At 44.6% G+C, this 17,760-nt stretch carries 12 protein-coding genes; 11 read left to right on the top strand and 1 reads right to left on the bottom strand.

Annotated elements, in window-relative coordinates; all coding sequences use genetic code 11:
* Both P2W76_RS07015 and P2W76_RS07010 read left to right on the top strand, forming a co-directional pair.
* The gene (locus tag P2W76_RS07015; protein WP_276346947.1) at positions 1 to 1,890 is read left to right on the top strand and encodes a hypothetical protein; all 1,890 of its coding nucleotides are present in this window, start codon (positions 1 to 3) and stop codon (positions 1,888 to 1,890) included.
* Positions 1,891 to 2,062: 172 nt separating this feature from the next.
* Positions 2,063 to 2,962, top strand: a complete 900-nt coding sequence (locus tag P2W76_RS07010; protein WP_276346946.1) for a serine hydrolase — start codon at positions 2,063 to 2,065, stop codon at positions 2,960 to 2,962.
* Here P2W76_RS07010 and P2W76_RS07005 read toward each other — a convergent pair.
* Positions 2,959 to 5,643, bottom strand: coding sequence for an outer membrane beta-barrel protein (locus tag P2W76_RS07005; protein ID WP_276346945.1), 2,685 nt, complete (start codon positions 5,641 to 5,643; stop codon positions 2,959 to 2,961). The two genes, P2W76_RS07010 and P2W76_RS07005, sit on opposite strands and share 4 nt — an antisense overlap.
* Before the next feature lie 366 nt (positions 5,644 to 6,009).
* On the opposite strand from P2W76_RS07005, the gene P2W76_RS07000 reads away from it, so the two are divergent.
* The 9 genes from P2W76_RS07000 to P2W76_RS06960 all read left to right on the top strand — a co-directional run bounded on the left by P2W76_RS07000 (position 6,010) and on the right by P2W76_RS06960 (position 17,754).
* The gene (locus P2W76_RS07000; RefSeq protein WP_276346943.1) at positions 6,010 to 7,338 is read left to right on the top strand and encodes an AGE family epimerase/isomerase; all 1,329 of its coding nucleotides are present in this window, start codon (positions 6,010 to 6,012) and stop codon (positions 7,336 to 7,338) included.
* 55 nt (positions 7,339 to 7,393) lie between these two features.
* The gene (locus tag P2W76_RS06995) at positions 7,394 to 8,722 is read left to right on the top strand and encodes an AGE family epimerase/isomerase (RefSeq protein WP_276346942.1); all 1,329 of its coding nucleotides are present in this window, start codon (positions 7,394 to 7,396) and stop codon (positions 8,720 to 8,722) included.
* 68 nt (positions 8,723 to 8,790) lie between these two features.
* Positions 8,791 to 10,338, top strand: coding sequence for a sulfatase (locus P2W76_RS06990; protein ID WP_276346941.1), 1,548 nt, complete (start codon positions 8,791 to 8,793; stop codon positions 10,336 to 10,338).
* Positions 10,339 to 10,462: 124 nt separating this feature from the next.
* Positions 10,463 to 11,536: an aldo/keto reductase gene (locus P2W76_RS06985; protein WP_276346940.1), complete on the top strand. Its 1,074-nt coding sequence runs from the start codon at positions 10,463 to 10,465 to the stop codon at positions 11,534 to 11,536.
* A gap of 165 nt (positions 11,537 to 11,701) precedes the next feature.
* Positions 11,702 to 12,757 (top strand): formylglycine-generating enzyme family protein, encoded by a 1,056-nt coding sequence (locus tag P2W76_RS06980; protein ID WP_276346939.1) that lies wholly within the window; start codon positions 11,702 to 11,704, stop codon positions 12,755 to 12,757.
* An 83-nt stretch (positions 12,758 to 12,840) separates the two neighbouring features.
* On the top strand, positions 12,841 to 14,103 hold the full coding sequence (locus P2W76_RS06975) for an Nramp family divalent metal transporter (RefSeq protein WP_276346938.1): 1,263 nt from the start codon (positions 12,841 to 12,843) through the stop codon (positions 14,101 to 14,103).
* A 94-nt stretch (positions 14,104 to 14,197) separates the two neighbouring features.
* Positions 14,198 to 15,388: an N-acetylglucosamine-6-phosphate deacetylase gene (gene nagA / locus P2W76_RS06970; RefSeq protein ID WP_276346937.1), complete on the top strand. Its 1,191-nt coding sequence runs from the start codon at positions 14,198 to 14,200 to the stop codon at positions 15,386 to 15,388.
* Positions 15,389 to 15,472: 84 nt separating this feature from the next.
* Positions 15,473 to 16,228, top strand: coding sequence for a glucosamine-6-phosphate deaminase (locus tag P2W76_RS06965; RefSeq protein WP_276346936.1), 756 nt, complete (start codon positions 15,473 to 15,475; stop codon positions 16,226 to 16,228).
* A 14-nt stretch (positions 16,229 to 16,242) separates the two neighbouring features.
* A complete protein-coding gene (locus P2W76_RS06960) occupies positions 16,243 to 17,754 on the top strand; it encodes a hypothetical protein (protein ID WP_276346935.1) in 1,512 nt (503 codons plus the stop codon).
* Positions 17,755 to 17,760 lie beyond the last annotated feature (6 nt).

Genomic DNA, 17,760 nt, shown 5'->3' with positions numbered 1-17,760 from the left:
ATGAAAGACTTAAATATTATAATCCGTGATAATTTGCGGGAAGAATACAATGATGTTTATACCAGTGAGGCACTTAGCGCCTTCTCGGCGATGGTGCATTTCAATAAAGATGTGAAGGAGTTAATGGACAAGCGGATCAGGAGACGCGCTGAACGCCAGAGAGATCACAAGCGCGTTAGCTTCTATGATGCTGACAGCCTTATTCCACGCACAAACATCAGGGTGCAGGATGCAAGGGACGGGAAGTTTGAAGGTTCGGAGATTCCCGCCGACCTTCAGCGCCAGTGGATCCAGGGCACTGGTCCGGCGGCAAAGCCCAACGCCAGCCTGGAAAGCAGTATACGAAATGTTGCTTATGCGTTGCTGTCGGGCGCCGATGGCTGGATGTTCGATGGTGAGGATGCTCTTGGCCAGATAGACAGCATGTCGCTGGATAACCAGCGTAATCTGAAACTGGCGATCCGGAGAGATCCCGTTTTCCTCAAAGTAGCGGAGCAGGTGGCCGGCGAAATGAACCGCTGGTCGGAGGGCTTCCTGGGTTATCCGATGGTTAAGGACTGGAGGTCGCAATTAGATTTTACTACTAAGATATTCCGTTGCCGCGGGCTGCATCTCGATGATCGTCATATTCGTGATGCCGATGGCGTAGCGCTGGCAGCTTCAATAGCCGACCTGACCTTGTATGTGGTTAATAATTACCAGGAACTTCAAAAGGCCGGCTCATCGATAGTGCTTTATTTGCCGAAGATCCAGACTGCAGAAGAAGCTGCCTTATGGAATGAAATGCTTACGGCGCTGGAAGGGCACCTTGGTTTGGCGGAGGGCACTATTAAGGTCTACCTGCTGGTGGAGCAGCTTGAGGCTACTCATATGCTCATGGAGATCAGAGCCGTTCTTGGCAGGCATTTCGTTGGATACAATACAGGGAGATGGGATTATATTAACAGTGTGTCAGACGCTATGGCCTGGGATAAGAGCTTTATCAATCCTAACATTGAATCAATCACGATGACCTACGGCTATATGCGGAACTACGAAGACCGTGTGCGCCGGGCCGTGAACACTCCGGATATAAATGGGAACTTTGCTCTTTGGCAGGGTGGTATGGAGCCTAATATCCCGGTGGGGTCGGAAGAAGGAGTGTCGTCGAGTATGCAAAAGGCTGTAGCGGGAGCTGAGCGCGAACAGCGTGAGGGGGCAAGCGGGAAGTGGGTTGCCCACTGGAAAATGGTAAACATTGTAAGACCAGTTTGGGAGAAAATAGGTGAACCAAACCAGTTGGGGAGGAAGTTCCCGCCCCTGACCTATACACAGGGAGACGCCGATGGTCTCATATTGATTGAGCCGGCTCCTATAACGATAAGGGGCGCGCGTAACTTGCTAAGTGTTGCCGTTCAATATGGTAACGCCTTTGGCCAGGGGATGCAGGCTGCTGCGCTGAAAGCGGCAGATTATTTCGGCAATGATGATATCCTGTATCTGATGGAAGACATGGCAACAGGGGAGATCAGGCTAAGCATTATATGGGAATGGCTTAGTAAAGGTGCTAAGTTTACAGAGGATGACCCGGAGACGGGAGTGAGGGCAGGTGACACATTTACCAGGGAATTGCTTGAACGGTTAATGGAAGAGGAGTACGGGAAGCTGTTGAAAGCGGGAAATAAAGATGTGTACGATGCCTCAAAAACAACCACTTTGCCGATCGCTAAAGAAATAGCAGATATCTACGTCTTTAACGAGTTTAAGATTCCCTGGTTCATTGATCTGTTGAACATCAACCTCAATAACTCCGATCTCGAAACAGGCAAGAGGCGGATCGCTGAATATATAGAAGCGTTTAAGACGCAGGGGAAGAGGATTACGGAGAATTTGGATTTTCTTGCTAAATAAAATTGAAGGCTAGCTATGCTGCCTGAGGTTCATAAACAGATGACGGCGGAAAGTCCGCAGCCATATTATAATCGTGTATCCTTTTCACATCAATCGCTTTTATTTTAGGTTCGCGTGTCTATTCATTTATCTTAGTCTTGCATCACTACAAAGGCATACAAACTCAATTACAATGAAAAAGCTATTATTACTGATCTGTATTTCCTTCACCAGCCAAATCGCCTTCTCCCAAACAGCAAAAGACATCCTCAAACAAAAAGCCGAAAAACAGCTGCAGGACATTGTCAATTTTTCTCCGTTCCTGTCTGGCGTAATGGCGGTTGATCTCACCACAGGAGATAGTTTCGCTATTAACCAGGATATCGTTTTTGCCCAGGCAAGCGCCATTAAGATCCCTATACTGATGGAGGTTTATAAGCAGGCCAGGGAAGGGAAATTCGCACTTAGCGATACCCGCCCATTGACAGCATCTAATACAGTGGGCGGTTCAGGAATACTAAATGTCATGATGGACCCAGTCTCCTTAAGTATCCGTAATTATTGTACGCTGATGATCGGGCTGAGTGATAACTCGGCGACGAATACCCTTATTGAGCTTGTCGGGCTGAATAATATCAATGCAACTATGGAATCCCTTGGGTTAAAAAACACACGCGTGCAACGTAAGATGATCGATCAGCCTGCCTCTTTGAGAAACGAGGAAAATATCTCAACTCCGGCAGAAGCTGTAAAGATCATGAAGTTGCTGTATGACGGAAAGTTCATTGATAAAGCGAGTTCTGACGAAATATTACTCATATTGCAAAAGAATCCGATCGACAACAGTAAGCTCGCCAGGGGATTGCCGCAAAATACCGGTACTAAGATTGCTTTCAAACCCGGCGGGATGGGAGGGGTGTCTACCGAATGGGGAATCATATACATGGCTAAGCGCCCTTACGCTGTTGCAGTTATGGAGAATTATAAAGCAGGGCCCGCGCCCCAGGACCTTATAGCTAACATTTCAAAAACACTTTATGACTATTATTCCAGGATGGCAAGAGCGACCCGGTATGGGGTAATACTGGATTAATTGCGGTTCCCATAGCCGCCCGGCCGGCCGGGTCCGCCTGGGCGATGTTGATTGTCAGGAGGCGGACCGTTGCCTCCGAACTTTCTCAGGGTCATATTCAGGGAAAGCATGAAATATCTTCCGAGCCGGTTGGTCTGACGGTCGATAATAATATTGTCAAATACGTCTCTCGATATACCTGTATTCTGATTCAAAAGGTCAAACGCTTCCAGGCGAATTCGCATTCTATTGTCCTTAAGGAACCGGTATTCAGTAAAAGCTCCGAGGATAGTCGGGTTCTTTACAATTGAGTTGTCAAATCCGGTGTTTACCGTTTTGCTTAAATTATAACCCACTGTGAGGTCTTTAAAAAAGAAGTTTCTCCCCCTGATCACATAACGCATAGAATTGGTTCGGCGATCTTCAAAGTTCTCCTGTGAATATTTGGTAGTATTAATCCCATAAGATGTTTCAAATTCGACATCGATCACATCTTTAATATCGACTTCGAACTCCAACTCCTGCCGCAGGTAAAAATTCTTCGCTATATTCTTACTTGCGTCAATGAAGGCAACGTTGTTATTTAATGAAGCATTACCGCTGTAAGTAATAGTGAATTTCCGGTCGGCAAAGGGTTTACCATAGGAATAGTCTCCGCTTAAGGTATAAAAGCCGTCGGTATTGGTATAACTTGTAACCTGGTTAATTGTCCCGGGAACTAACATTTTTGTAGTTACAATTTTATCCTCTGTACGGTTATACATGACGTTTGCCGTTAGAAAATGCCCCATATTCCAATCTGTTTGGTTGTAGCGGGCATTAATCATATGGATGAATTCGGGATTCAGGTTAGGGTTACCGGTAACCGTGTTTTGCAGGTTAGAGTTATCAGTAATGGGCTGCAGCTGCACAAATCCAGGCTGGTTATTTCTACCCCAGTAATTTACCTGCAGCGATTGTTGTTTCGTAAAATTGTAGACAAATCTTGCAGAAGGGATGAAGTTGAAAGTGCTTTTGCGGGTGTTAATATTCCTGCTTAGGTTCTGGCCGGTAAGCAAGGCCGGCTGCGCATTAACACCGAGGGTGTAGTTGTATTTTTTCTCAATGAAGCGATAGTTTAATCCGACACGGTTAGTAACGAACTGATATTCATATTTGTTGCTTAGATCCGGGTTGAACACCTGCACACCACTTAACACATCATTGGTATTTCTATTGGTGCTGTTAACCGACCGGTTCCAACTATAGCTGGCTTCGATATAATTTCTTTTTCCAAGAGGTTCCATGTATGCAGCATATAAATGGGTTTGGAAGTTACGGTTAGTATTATCGATTAACTGGTTCTGTAACCGAAGAGAATCGACTCCGGATTGCGTAATCACATAGTCATTAAGTACGTTCCTGAAGTTGTCGCCGTTAGAGAAATTCACATTCCCCCGTACACTGATATTCCTTCCTTTTTTGCGGAACTTATGATTGTAGAACACGTTAGTGGAGATATTTGCCGAAGAATTATCGGTAGAGGTTTGGTTATCTCTTACCGTAAGCAAATTCTCCTGCGTTATCGTATAAAGTCCGAAATTGTCAGTTTTGGCTGTGTTATATGAGATACGGGGAGATATCCTAAGAAAGTTTAAAGAATCCTTGCGGTACTCCAGGTTTCCCGATAGGCTATGGTTATAATTATCGCTGTTATTATTGGTTGATTCGTCTTCAAGTCGTGTAAATGTTTCCAGAAAGTTCTGTGTGAACGCTTTCCCGATCGTGTTATTCCGCCGATTGTTGAAATTGTATCCGGCATCGACCGAAAGCTTTTTATTCCATTCGTTCTGGTAGCTTAGGCCCGCGGCATTAGTGGCAGTTATACCATTCCCTCCACCGCCTCCGCGATTGGCGTTAGTCACTGTACCATCGAATGAAAAGCGTTCCTCACCCCGGAAGATATTCCCCCTGACTCCTGTATTATAACGATCTTCATTACCTAACCCCGCATTTCCTCTAACGAAATAGCCTTTATTTTTATCTTCCTGGATCGTTATATTCAGTACCTTTTCAGGCTCACCGGTTTTTATTCCTGTGAGATTAGCCTGATCTCCGTAATCGTCGATAAACTGAAGATTCTTTATGACATCAGCCGGTAAGTTTTTAATAGCTGTTGCTACATCCCCCCCAAAGAAGTCTTTGCCGTTCAGCCGGATCTTTGTAATAGCTTGCCCCTGGTTAGTAACATTCCCGTCGGCATCAACTTTAACGCCCGGTAATTTTCGTAATAGCTCATCAACGGCATCACCTTGCCTCACAGGAAAGGAGGAAGCATTGAAGGTCACGGTGTCTTCGCCTACCTTCATGGCTGTCACCGCTGTGATAACAACTTCATTCAAAGTGTTTACCCCTTGTTTTAAAACAATCGGTGGAATAGTCAGACTGGTGCCATTTTCAATTTTAAACTGCTTAATATATGTTTGGAAACCTATGAATGCAGCAGAAAGCGTAAAATCTGGTGATTTGATGTTGCTAAGTGAGAAGTCGCCATCAATATTAACTGACGTTGCAGTACTGTCAGTTCCCCATTTTAGTTTAACGACTGTGCCCGTTAGAGGCACGCCGGCGGTGTCTTTTACAGTTCCTTGAACAGAATAAGTTTGTGCATAGCCAGCAAAAGAACCAAAGAGAAATAAAGATGTAATCAGAATTCTAAACATACGAGCATTGTTAACCGGCTGTTATAAGCCAAAATTGATTTTCGTCTGTGAAAATCAAGTGCTAAAGATATGCCAAGAGCTCGTTCAAAGAGACTTATGATCAGTAATGTTACATTTTTGAATTGTCACAATTTTGGGGGAAATGCCAGCCTGCCAGGTCCTGCTCTACAGGATGGATCATGGCTGTGCTGCTTCCATGCTGATTTATCGCACATTTAGTATTCGTTCGCATTATGTTAACGTACACGAGCAGGTCTATTCAGACAAAATTAGTTTTGAAGAAGCATGAAACAATTAAAATAATTGTATTTTAGTTTATTCGAAATTCTTAATATAAACTGTAAATTCCCACGAAAACCCCGCAATATGAAAAGAAGACAATTTATGTCAAATGCCATGTTTGCAAGTTTAAGCATGGGAAGCATTGCGGGATGTAATGTTGTTAAATCGGGTTCGGTGGCCAGTGGTCTGAAAGACGTTTTTGCTGATCCGGACCAGGCACAATTACTCGAAAACCTGCAGACCAAATACCGTTCAGATCTTTTTGAAAAGTTTATCCCCAATATGGATAAATTCGTTATTGATTCTCAGTTCGGAGGGTTTAACTGTTCTGTGGATATCCAATCAGGCGAGCAGCTGGGAACGAACAAAAGTGCATGGTTTGAAGGCCGGGGCCTTTGGACGTATTCATTTTTGTACAACAATATCGAAAAGAACCCGAAATATCTCGAGATAGCCAGGAAGTCAAAGGACCTGATTTTAAAGCTGCGGCCAGCAGATGATACATTCTGGCCGACTTCATTTACACGCGAGGGAAAACCGCTGTCTGGTCCGGGCGATATATATACAGGCTTGTTTATCGCTGAGGGTCTTGCTGAATACGCGAAAGCATCTGGTGAAAGCAGCTATACAGAGCTGGCCAGGAAAATCGTAATGAACTCTATGGCCCGCTATGACAGGCCGGATTATGATTACTATGTAGCTTATCTGAATGCCGAAGCTCCAAAAATTCCTGCGCCGCGGGTAGTTGGTCACTGGATGGTTTTCCTGCGGGCTGCTACTCAAATGCTGGAGAATGGGCCCGATCCGGATATACAAAACATTGCCGACAGGTGTTTAGACGCCCTGCTTAATCATCATCTTAATCCTGAATATCAATTATTTAATGAGGTTTTAAATCACGACTTTAGCAGACCAGAGAATTCCTTTGGTGATTTTGCCTATACCGGTCATGGAATTGAGACCTGTTGGATGCTAATGTTCGAAGCCGCACGCCGGAAGGACCAGCAGCTGCTCGATAAGACCGCGCGGATATTTAAAAGACATGTAACTGCAGCTAAGGATGGCGTTTATGGAGGATATTTCCGCTCGCTTGATAACGTAAGCAACAATATCTGGAAGTTGGACAAAGTGTTGTGGCTGCAGGAGGAAGTTCTGATAGGTACTCTTTTTCTCGCAGAACATACGGGGGACAAATGGGCCCGGAACTGCTTCAGGGAGACCTTGGCCTTCGTGCAAAAGAATTTCGATCGCGATGGGTACCTATTTTGGCCTGCAGCGGGCGACCGGGAGCTGAAGGTGGTACAGAAAAACCGCGCAGAGCATTATCATCATCCGCGGCATCTTATGCTTAATCTACTGGCATTGAATAGGATCATTGACAGAAAAGGGAGGGTTTCAGGATTGTTCGGATAGGGAATTGCAATTTTTTCTGCACATTACGAAATCTATAGAATAATAATAAATACGAATGACGGACTATTCTAGACGCAGCTTTATCAGGAGAAACTCACTGTCAGGTCTTGGCCTATTGGGAGTTGGAATTGTACCGGCTTATGCCAATCTTACGCGAATAAGCCCGTCAGAGCCTGATCTACGTATAATCAAAGGGCTTGATATCAGTAAGCTCCAGGAAACCTACAGGGAGGCTTTATTTCACAAATTCATACCAAACATGGATAGCCTGGTTGTAGATCATGAATACGGCGGTTTCATGTGTACCGTTGATATTCTGAACAGAAAGACATTAAGTACAAACAAGCGTGCCTGGTTCGAGGGGCGGGGTATTTGGATGTACTCGTTCCTGTATAACAATTTTGAAAAGAACCCGCGTTATTTGGAGATTGCTAAGAAATCCAAGGACTTTATTTTAAAGCTCTTGCCATCAGACGATACATATTATATTTCGAGCTTCACAAGAGAAGGAAGGCCGATTGGAAAGGTGCCGGGCGATATATATGGCAACCTTTTCGTTGCGGAAGGACTTGCTGAATACTCAAAGGCCACAGGCGAAAAACAGTATTTGGACCAGGCTATTCAAATTATTCTAAAGGCTGTGGAAAGATATGACCGGCCTGATTTCGAATACCCCTATAAAGCAGAAAACAGATTGCCGGGTCCGAGGATCCTCGGGCATTGGATGATCCTGCTTAGTCTGTCTACGCAAATACTCAAACAGCAGCACGATGATAGGATTCGTTTGCTCGCCGATCGTTGTGTAGACGCGATCTTGAATCATCATTTAACTAAAGAGTATGGGGTGTTAAATGAGGCTCTGGCGCATGATCTTAGTCCGCTGGCAGACCCGATCGCATCCCGTTATGGTGATATAGGCCATGGCTGTGAAACATTGGCATTTGTAATGAATTATGCTGTATTGCTTAAAGATGCAGCGCTTTTCAGACGGGCGTCTGACGAATTTAAACGTCACGTTGAAATAGCTAAAGACAACGTCTTTGGCGGGCATTTTCACGCGTTCGACGACATCCCTTCAAACAAGTATTTATTATCCAAAGTGCGTTGGCTTCAGGAAGAAATACTGATAGGAGCGCTGATTATGATCGAGCACACAGGTGATGAATGGGCAGTGAATTGCTTTGCCGAAACAGAGAATTATGTCAGGACTAAATTCGTTCGTCCTGAATATGCTTTTGTTATAGATAGCGGTGACAGGAAAGTTGAAAAGCACACCACGAATCGTGCTGAACACTATCATTACCCGAGACAGCTAATGATTAGCCTGCTTGCATTTGACAGGATAACCAAGCGGGGCGGCAAACCGTCTGGTATGTTTTCTTAAGTATATCTTTTAATTCTAAATAGAACTGCGTGATGATGCTGCACATTAAAACCGAATTTTTAAACTTTTTGATCAAGGTCATTCTGATCCAACTGATATTTCTAGTGCTGGCTTTTTCCTGCAATGCTCAGGTAAGATCTCCGTCAGCTAAGCCGAATGTGTTGTTTGTTTCGATCGATGATCTGAACGACTGGGTCAATCCGGCAGAATTTGGTGGAATACCGGGACTTAAAACACCCAACTTCGACAGACTCGCAAAAATGTCTATGCGCTTTACCAATGCGCATATCCCTTCACCAGCCTGTGCGCCTTCAAGAGCAGCAATAATGACTGGTGTGCATCCCGCAAAATCAGGTATAACAGGATGGGGGAATCCCGAGTGGAGAAAAGTTCCGGCACTGAGAGATGTTGAAACGATCGAGCAATTTTTCAAAAACAGAGGATATACAACTCTTGCCGGAGGAAAAATATATCATACACTGGCACCCCCGCGAGCTACGGTAAACCAGTCGGAAGCCAAGGGCTGGGATTATTATTATCCAAGTCTGGCCATACCAATTCCCTTTCAGGTGAGGGCGCCTTTGAAAGAGATAGACCCGAAATTGTTTGTTGGCACACAGCCTGATTATTTTACCTGGGGGCCAATAGCTCATAGCGATGAATATATGGCTGATTACCAAATTGTTGAATGGGCAAACTACCAGCTCAGTCAAAAATATGAAAAGCCTTTGTTTCTCGCTGTAGGATTAACCAAACCTCACGATCCATGGGAAGTTCCCCAGAAATATTTTGATATGTACCCGCTGGAATCAGTTCCCGAAATCAAGATCAAGGAGAATGATCTTAGTGACGCATTTATTCATGGGAGACGGCCGCTGCATAAATTTATAGTTGACAATGACCAACAGAAGAAAGTTGTCCAGGCTTATATGGCTACGATATCTTTTACCGACGCAATGCTGGGAAGGTTATTGGACGTTTTTGAAAAGTCTGCGTATAAAGATAATACGATTATCGTTTTATGGTCCGACCATGGAATGCATATGGGTGAGAAGGAAAATTGGGAAAAGTTTACATTATGGGAGCGGTCCACCCGGGCTCCATTATTCATATCGGCGCCCGGAGTTACTAAAGGAGGAACTTCTACGCATAAACCTGTTGGAATAATAGACCTGTATCCAACGCTTGCAGAATTGATAGGAGAAAAGTCGCCCTCTTATGTCGATGGAGAAAGCCTGGTGCCTATGCTAAAAGGCAAAAGCTTTGACCACAAAGGTGTGGTAACCGGTTATGTTCTTAAAGAAGCCCCGGATGCCCCGGGTGGTGACGCTTACACGATCAGGACCGACCGGTACCGGTATATTTATTATCCCTTTATAAACCTGGAAGAACTTTATGACCATGATACGGATGATAATGAATGGAATAATATAGCCTATAAGCCATCAAGCAAAGAAATTATTAAGGAGCATCGCAAACTTTTATCTGAACAGGTTAAAGATTTGAAGTGGCCGGGCGGATCGCCGAAAGGATATACTATTTTGAAGGATGGTATACCGCAGAAGGATGATTATCAATCACTGCAAAGTATTAGTGGGACCACAAAATGGTTTTAAGACAAACAATAATAAATTCTGCATGCTCTCAGCTACAACTCCCGCCTGTTATCACGGTTCAGGCTATGAAGTGTAGAATATAAATATTCTTGATAACTTACGAATATCTTTAAGAACTCATTAATTGAACGATCAGATCCATATGAAAGAAGCGAACATGCAGAACAGAGACACGAAATTTTACAATATTCCATTTGAAGTGAAGACGTTTAACGAGATGCCTTTTCGTGTACTTGGAAGATCTGGTCTCAAAGTGTCTGATGTAGGCCTGGGTACCTGGAAAATGGGATACCCTGAAAGTGGCGACGGTTCCCGTACAGATGAAAAAACTTCACTTCAGATACTGGACCGTGCTTTGGAATTGGGTGTGACCTTTTGGGATACCGCTAACCGGTATAACAATGCATCCGGCAATTCTGAAAGGATAATAGGTACCTGGTTCAACAATAATCCTGATCAGCGGCGGAATGTGGTATTGGCTACTAAACTTGGTGGAACTATGGATGGTATTACACCTAATCACTGTGGCCTGTCGCGCACTAACATTATGGATGGAGTGTACGCCAGCCTTGAAAGATTGCAAACCGATTATCTCGATGTGCTTTATTTCCACTTGTTTGATCCATTGACTCCTCCTGAGGAGAGTCTTATGGCGGTGGAGGATCTTATAAGGCAAGATCTGGTAAGATATTTTTCAGTTTCAAATTTTACGGTAGAGCAAATCAGGCTTTACCAATCTCTGGAAAAGCAGGTATCCTCCCGTTGTCGCTTGCTGGCTGTACAAAATCAATTCGATATCCTGGATGGTGAAAGCGAAAACCATAAAGGTGTACTGGACTATGCCGAAAGTACGGGGATGTCGTTTATTGCCTGGAGCCCTATGGCAAGAGGCCTGCTGACAGACAAATATCTGGATCCCCAAAATATAGGACCCGGCGACCGTTTATTTGACGAAGGTGGAATGGAATCGAAAGCAACCGGACCGATTTTTCAAAAACTTCAAAAGCTCGGAGTGATTTCCCGTGAGTTGAATGTTGAACTAAGCCAGTTGGTAATTGCTTACATGTTATCTCTTCCGGGGATGGGCCCGGTGATTCCGTCTTCATCTACAGTAAAGCAGTTAGAATCCAATGCCGCAGCCGTTAAGATAGCTTTGGATGCCGAACAAAAGAGAAGAATATTTGAGATCCTTATTTAATGGCAAAAAATAAAATTTATCAAACCTTTTGGCTTTATTCCCGGTCCAATAGTTCTCAATCAAAGATCTCGGGGATTGAGGCTAAAGCTGCAATAATGAGAGGTGCATATGAAGCGACTTCCGAAGAATATGAGCCTGTTGATCAGCTTTGTTAATAAATCAACTATGTCATTTCATTACCAATTGCGGACCCAACCAGCGACGTATGCTCGCTTAAGTGTATGGTCATTGCTTGCTGCGATATTGCTTTCGGCCTGTACCAGATCAACTACCAATGATCTTAGCGATACCGTTCAGTCTGTAGTAGACACCGTTCCAGAAAAAATGGTATGGGTTCCTGGAGGTACCTTCGATATGGGGTCAGCAGATCCTGCTTTTCCTGATGCGCAACCTGTACATAAGGTTACGGTTAGCGGGTTCTGGATGGACGAACATGAAGTTACGAACGCGGAGTTTGAGCGGTTTGTAAAGGCTACAAACTACCAGACCATAGCGGAGCGGCCTTTAGACCCAGCCGATTTTCCGGGCGTGCCGCTTGAAAATCTGGTGCCGGGGTCTGGTGTATTCACTCCCACCGCTCAACCTGTAAGTTATGATAATCCCCTGGCATGGTGGGCATATGTTCCCGGGGCGAGGTGGAAAAACCCTAAAGGCCCTGAAAGCTCGGTTACAGGCAGGCCAAATGATCCTGTTGTTCATGTTACTTATACAGACGCTGAGGCCTATGCAAAATGGGCAGGTAAGCGGCTTCCGACCGAAGCGGAGTGGGAATACGCAGCCCGTGGCGGAAAAGAACATCTGCCATATTATTGGGGAAAAGAATTAAAGCCCGGAGGTAAATGGGCGGCAAATATTTATCAGGGAAATTTTCCCGATGCAAATACCCTTGACGATGGATTCGAAGGGGTGGCGCCTGTCAAATCATTCCCCTCAAATGGATATGGACTTTACGATATGGAAGGAAATGTATGGGAATGGTGCAGTGACTTTTATCGGGGAGATTATTATAGCCGGAGTCCGGAAAAGGATCCTAAGGGACCTTCTGATAGTTTTGACCCTGCCGAGCCGGGAGCAGTAAAGCGGGTTCAGAGGGGAGGGTCTTTTCTTTGCAGCGATCAATATTGTATCCGTTATAAAGCGGGAAGTCGCGGTAAAGGAGAAATTAATAGTTCAAGCAGTAATCTGGGCTTCAGGTGCGTAAAAGATTCAGAGGGATTGTGATTAGTTTGATTTATATAATAAAGTTACTACATTCGGGTGCGTAACCGTAAATGCCCGGACGAAAAATATAAAAACCAGATTTGATGAAAGTATCAGAAAATAATGATTCAAAAAGTACAGCTGTGGCAGACTCAAAAAGCTCCATGAGTGCATTAAAAAGTATTTTTCTTTCCCTTGGGCCAGGGATAATTATAGCAGCTGTGGTTTTCGGACCCAGTAAAATGACTATCACATCAAAACTGGGATCCCAGTATGGGTATTCCTTACTCTGGATTGTTGTCATAGCGATGTTTTTTATGGCTGTTTTTACCATTATGGGTGCCCGGATAGGAGTTGCTACAAAGCATTCGCTGTTAACAACCATACGTCATAAGTGGGGGCAGGTGGCAGCTATCGCGGTCGGCCTCGGCATCTTTATCGTGACGACTTCCTTTCAGGCCGGAAATTCAATTGGTGTTGGTATTGCGATCGCGGAAGCGACTGGAACAAAGCCTGTTGTTTGGATTATAACATTCAACCTTTTAGGGATGGCTTTGCTTTTTTTTAGGGGATTTTATAAAGTATTGGAGAAGTTGATGATATTTCTGGTGGCTTTGATGCTCTTCGCATTTCTTACCACCTTCTTCATGATAAAGCCTGACTTTGCGGCAATCGCCGGAGGATTTGTCCCTAGTTTGGCTCCCGGATCCCTGGGCCTTGTAATTGCTTTTTTTGCTTCATCGTTTTCGATGGTTGCGGCATTTTATCAATCTTACCTGGTACAAGAAAGAATAAAAGTTAATCCGGAAATAAAGGAACACAACAGTAATAGTATAACCGGTATTTTTATTCTTGGGTTAATGAGTGCGATTATCATGATTTGTGCGGCAGCGGTTTTACATAAACAGGGGATAAATGTTGTTAGTGCTTCAGATATGTCGAGAGCACTGGTGCCTCTCTTCGGAAATTACGCTTCATCATTGTTTCTGATCGGTCTCTTTGGCGCTTCTTTTTCGTCTCTTGTTGGAAATGCAACAATAGGAGGCACACTAATGGCAGATTCTCTCGGACATGAAAGTAACCTGAGCTCCGGCAGGGTTAAGTTGTTCATTGCCCTCGTTATGGTATTCGGCGCAATAATCGCTATCCGGTTTGGAAAGCTGCCATTAGAGTTAATCGTCTTCGCGCAGAGCGTGACCATATTCCTGGTGCCGTTCATAGGGCTGGCTTTGTATGCCGTATCGAATGACGAAAAGATAATGGGTAAGCATACAAATTCTCCGGCGGTTAAGGTAATCGGAGCCATTGGTTTATTGATCCTGGTACTTTTAGCTGCCAGTAATGTCAATGAGTTATTCCTTAAATAATATCCGCTACAACTCGCCACGTCAGTTCTGACAGCGAGCTATGCGATTGATACATTTTGATTCACTATATTACCACGACAAGATCACTATAATAATGAACAACAACAGATTAAAGATACATAACGCCCGTATCATCACGCCTTACAGAATATTGGAAAATGCAACATTACTTGTTGCCGATGGTAAGATAGTTCAGGTTACCCAGCAGCAGGTTGATTTTGCCGACGCTGTGAATATAGATGCACAAGGTAAATACGTGTCACCGGGCTTTATAGATATTCATGTTCATGGGGGAGGTGGCCACGATTTTATGGATGGCTCTGAAGAAGCATTTTTGAAGATCGCAGAAACCCACGCAAAGTACGGTACTACTGGCCTGATGCCAACCACTCTTACAAGCGAGCTTGATGAGCTTTATCATACACTGGATCTATACAAACAAGCTGACAGAAATAATCATAGAGGAGCTCAGTTCCTGGGAATGCATCTTGAAGGGCCGTATTTCTCTGTAAAGCAGTGCGGTGCCCAGGATCCCCGGTACATCAGGAACCCTGACCCAAAAGAATATATGGATATCCTGTCACGGTCTTCCGATATAAAGCGATGGAGTGCAGCTCCGGAGCTTGCGGGAGCTATTGAGTTTGGAAATCATCTTCGCTCAAAAAATATCCTGGTAGCCATGGCGCATACGGACGCTATCTATGAGGAAGCCCTGGAAGCGTTTGAGGCAGGTTATACTCTGGCCACCCACTTCTATTCCTGTATGTCGGGTGTAACCAGAAGGGAGTGCTTCCGTTACGCCGGTGTGATCGAAACAGCATACCTGCTTGATGAAATGGACGTAGAGATCATTGCGGATGGCATACATCTTCCCGCGTCGTTATTAAAACTGATCTATAAAATCAAAGGGCCAGACCGGATTGCCTTAATAACTGATTCTATGCGTGCTGCAGGAATGCCTCCGGGAGAGAGTATCCTGGGCAGCAAACACAATGGACTGAAGGTTATTGTCGAGGATGGTGTTGCTAAACTGCCTGATCGCACTTCCTTTGCGGGCAGTGTGGCAACCAGCGACCGGCTTGTAAGGAATATGGTCAACATGGCCAATGTTCCGCTTCTGGAGGCGGTTAAGATGGCATCTCTTACACCAGCAAATATATTAGGAATAAATGATGCCAAGGGTTCACTCATTAAAGGGAAGGATGCTGATATTGTCATATTTGATGAAGATATTCAGGTTAGTACAACCATCGTCCAAGGCCGGGTCATCTATAGTGAAAACTAAGCAAACGATTGAAAAGGCTTAACTGCAAAGCGATGTAGTTAACCATTACGAGAAAATTAACACGATTGAAAAAAGTAAACAATTATGAGAGAATTTAAGAAGGAGAAGCTTAACGTTAAAGTGTATGAAGGACGGCCGGAACTGGGCGCGGCGGCGGCAGAGACCTTTGCGCAAAAGGTCGAAGAACTTTTGAAAACTAAAGAATATGTCAATGTGATTTTTGCTTCGGCTCCGTCTCAGAATGAATTTCTGGCTGAGGTCAATAAAAAAAACGTGGAATGGAAGCGTATTAACGCTTTCCATATGGACGAATATGTTGGCCTGGACAAAGACGCACCACAGGGCTTCGGGAATTTTTTAAAGGACAGGCTTTTCCAGAATGTCAAGTGCCGCGAGGTTCATTACATGAATGGAAATGCTCCGGATATACAGGAAGAGTGCAAACGTTATGCTGGTCTTCTCACAAAGTATCCAACGGACATTGTTATACTTGGCATTGGAGAAAATACCCATCTTGCATTCAACGATCCCCATGTCGCAGATTTTAACGACCCCTTGATCGTAAAGGTAGTGGATCTTGACCAGGACTGCCGGGTACAGCAAGTTAATGATGGTTGCTTTCCGAATATCGGTGAGGTACCGACACACGCACTTACGATTACGATGCCTGCACTGTTTAAATCAACTTTCGCCTATGCGATCGTACCAGGCACGTTTAAAGCCAATGCGATAAACCATACTATCAATAGCGATATAAGCGAGCTTTATCCTTCAACCATTTTAAGAAGGCATGAGAATGCCACACTCTTTATAGATGAGGATAGTGCTTCCAAGCTATAACCGGATCCGGGCAGATGTCTAAATTAAAGACCATATCGTTCATTCTTTTGCTTTCTGCAGCGCTTTTTTCTGCTTGCAGCAATGTTCAGAACGAAACCGTATGGCCTCCGGTTCTGCCGGCGTCAAATGAAAAAGGCGTGGCTTCTCTAAGCACTCCCGACCTGCTGACGATGCCTTCAGAAGTGCGTCATATTTTAGATTCAGCTCGGCATATTACTCTCTCAGTTGCCACTGAGGCGCCCCTGGTGGAATTGGTTTATCATAACGAACTGCCAAACGCCGCACTCAACGGGGTAGGCTGGTCTTCCTGGGGTGACATCTGTCTTGCGAGTAATGGAAAGGTCTATTCAGGAACCGGAAATCATTGGTATACAGATAAAGGGGAAACCTACGTGTATAGCTGGGACCCGTCCGCAAAAGAGATAAAAAAAATAGCAGACGTGAACAAGCTTACTGCGGCGGCTGACGATGAAATTCATTTTTCGAAAGTTCATGCTCCTATTTTTGAAGGCAGGGATAAGAAAATATATTTCACCGGAACACTGGATGATGGCGATAAAGGGGGCAGTAAACCGATACTTGATAAATGGAGTACTAATATTCCGGGCGGAAAACTATTTCAGTATGATCCTGCATCGGGAAAGACTATTGTTTATGCAGATTTTCCTCCGGCGCGGGTAACTGCGACGTCGGTTTATGATCCCAACCGTAACTTTCTTTATTGCGAGTTAGAGGGTGATCCCAGAGGAGTTTCTTTTGGTGTTTTTGACATGGGGAAGAAGGAATGGGTATTCCAGACTGAACCAGGGGTGGTGAGTCATCATAGAAACCTAATGCTGGATAAGAGCGGTAATGTGTATTTCAATGGCGTGCAGGACACGCTAAGTGTTTCCGAGTACCAGGCTCACCAGGAGAAGCAAAAAGGAAAGACAACATCTATGCTGCCCGCCGACCAGATCGACAGGATCAGAAGGCTCCCCCTCACAGAAATATGGAAATACGATCCCGAAACGGGCACAGTAAGCCCAACAAAATCTAAAACCTTAGGTGGATTCAGAGCGTCAACCCATGAATCAAAATCCGGGTTTATCTATGGCACAACTATGGCCGGAGAGTTATTCAGGTACTCGCCGTCGGCAGATGAACTTACACTGCTCGGCAGCAACTTTCTGGATAAGGGCGAATATATTACCGTCTGCGTACTTTCTCCGGATGAAAAATATATGTATTACCTGCCAGGGGCTCACGGCTCTGCAGGCTTTTCGGGTACACCGGTTATTCAATATGACATCACATCGGGGAAACAGAAAGCATTGGCCTTCCTGTCGGGTCCGATGTCAAACGCCTTTAATTATTCACCCGGCGGAACTTATGGAGTTAAGATCAGTAAAGACGGATCTACGCTCTATATCGGCCTGAACGGCTCGGTAGCCGGATCAGCAAAGCCAAAACAGCATGAAGCGGGTTTTGGGCTTACGTCTTTCGCAATCGTTCATATTCCGGCCAAAGAAAGAGCCGGTAAATAGCAAGAT

The organism is Daejeonella sp. JGW-45 (assembly GCF_029360805.1).
GTDB lineage: Bacteria > Bacteroidota > Bacteroidia > Sphingobacteriales > Sphingobacteriaceae > Daejeonella.
The sequence above is the reverse complement of the archived record's forward strand: the minus strand, read 5'-3'. Positions and strand labels throughout refer to the sequence as shown.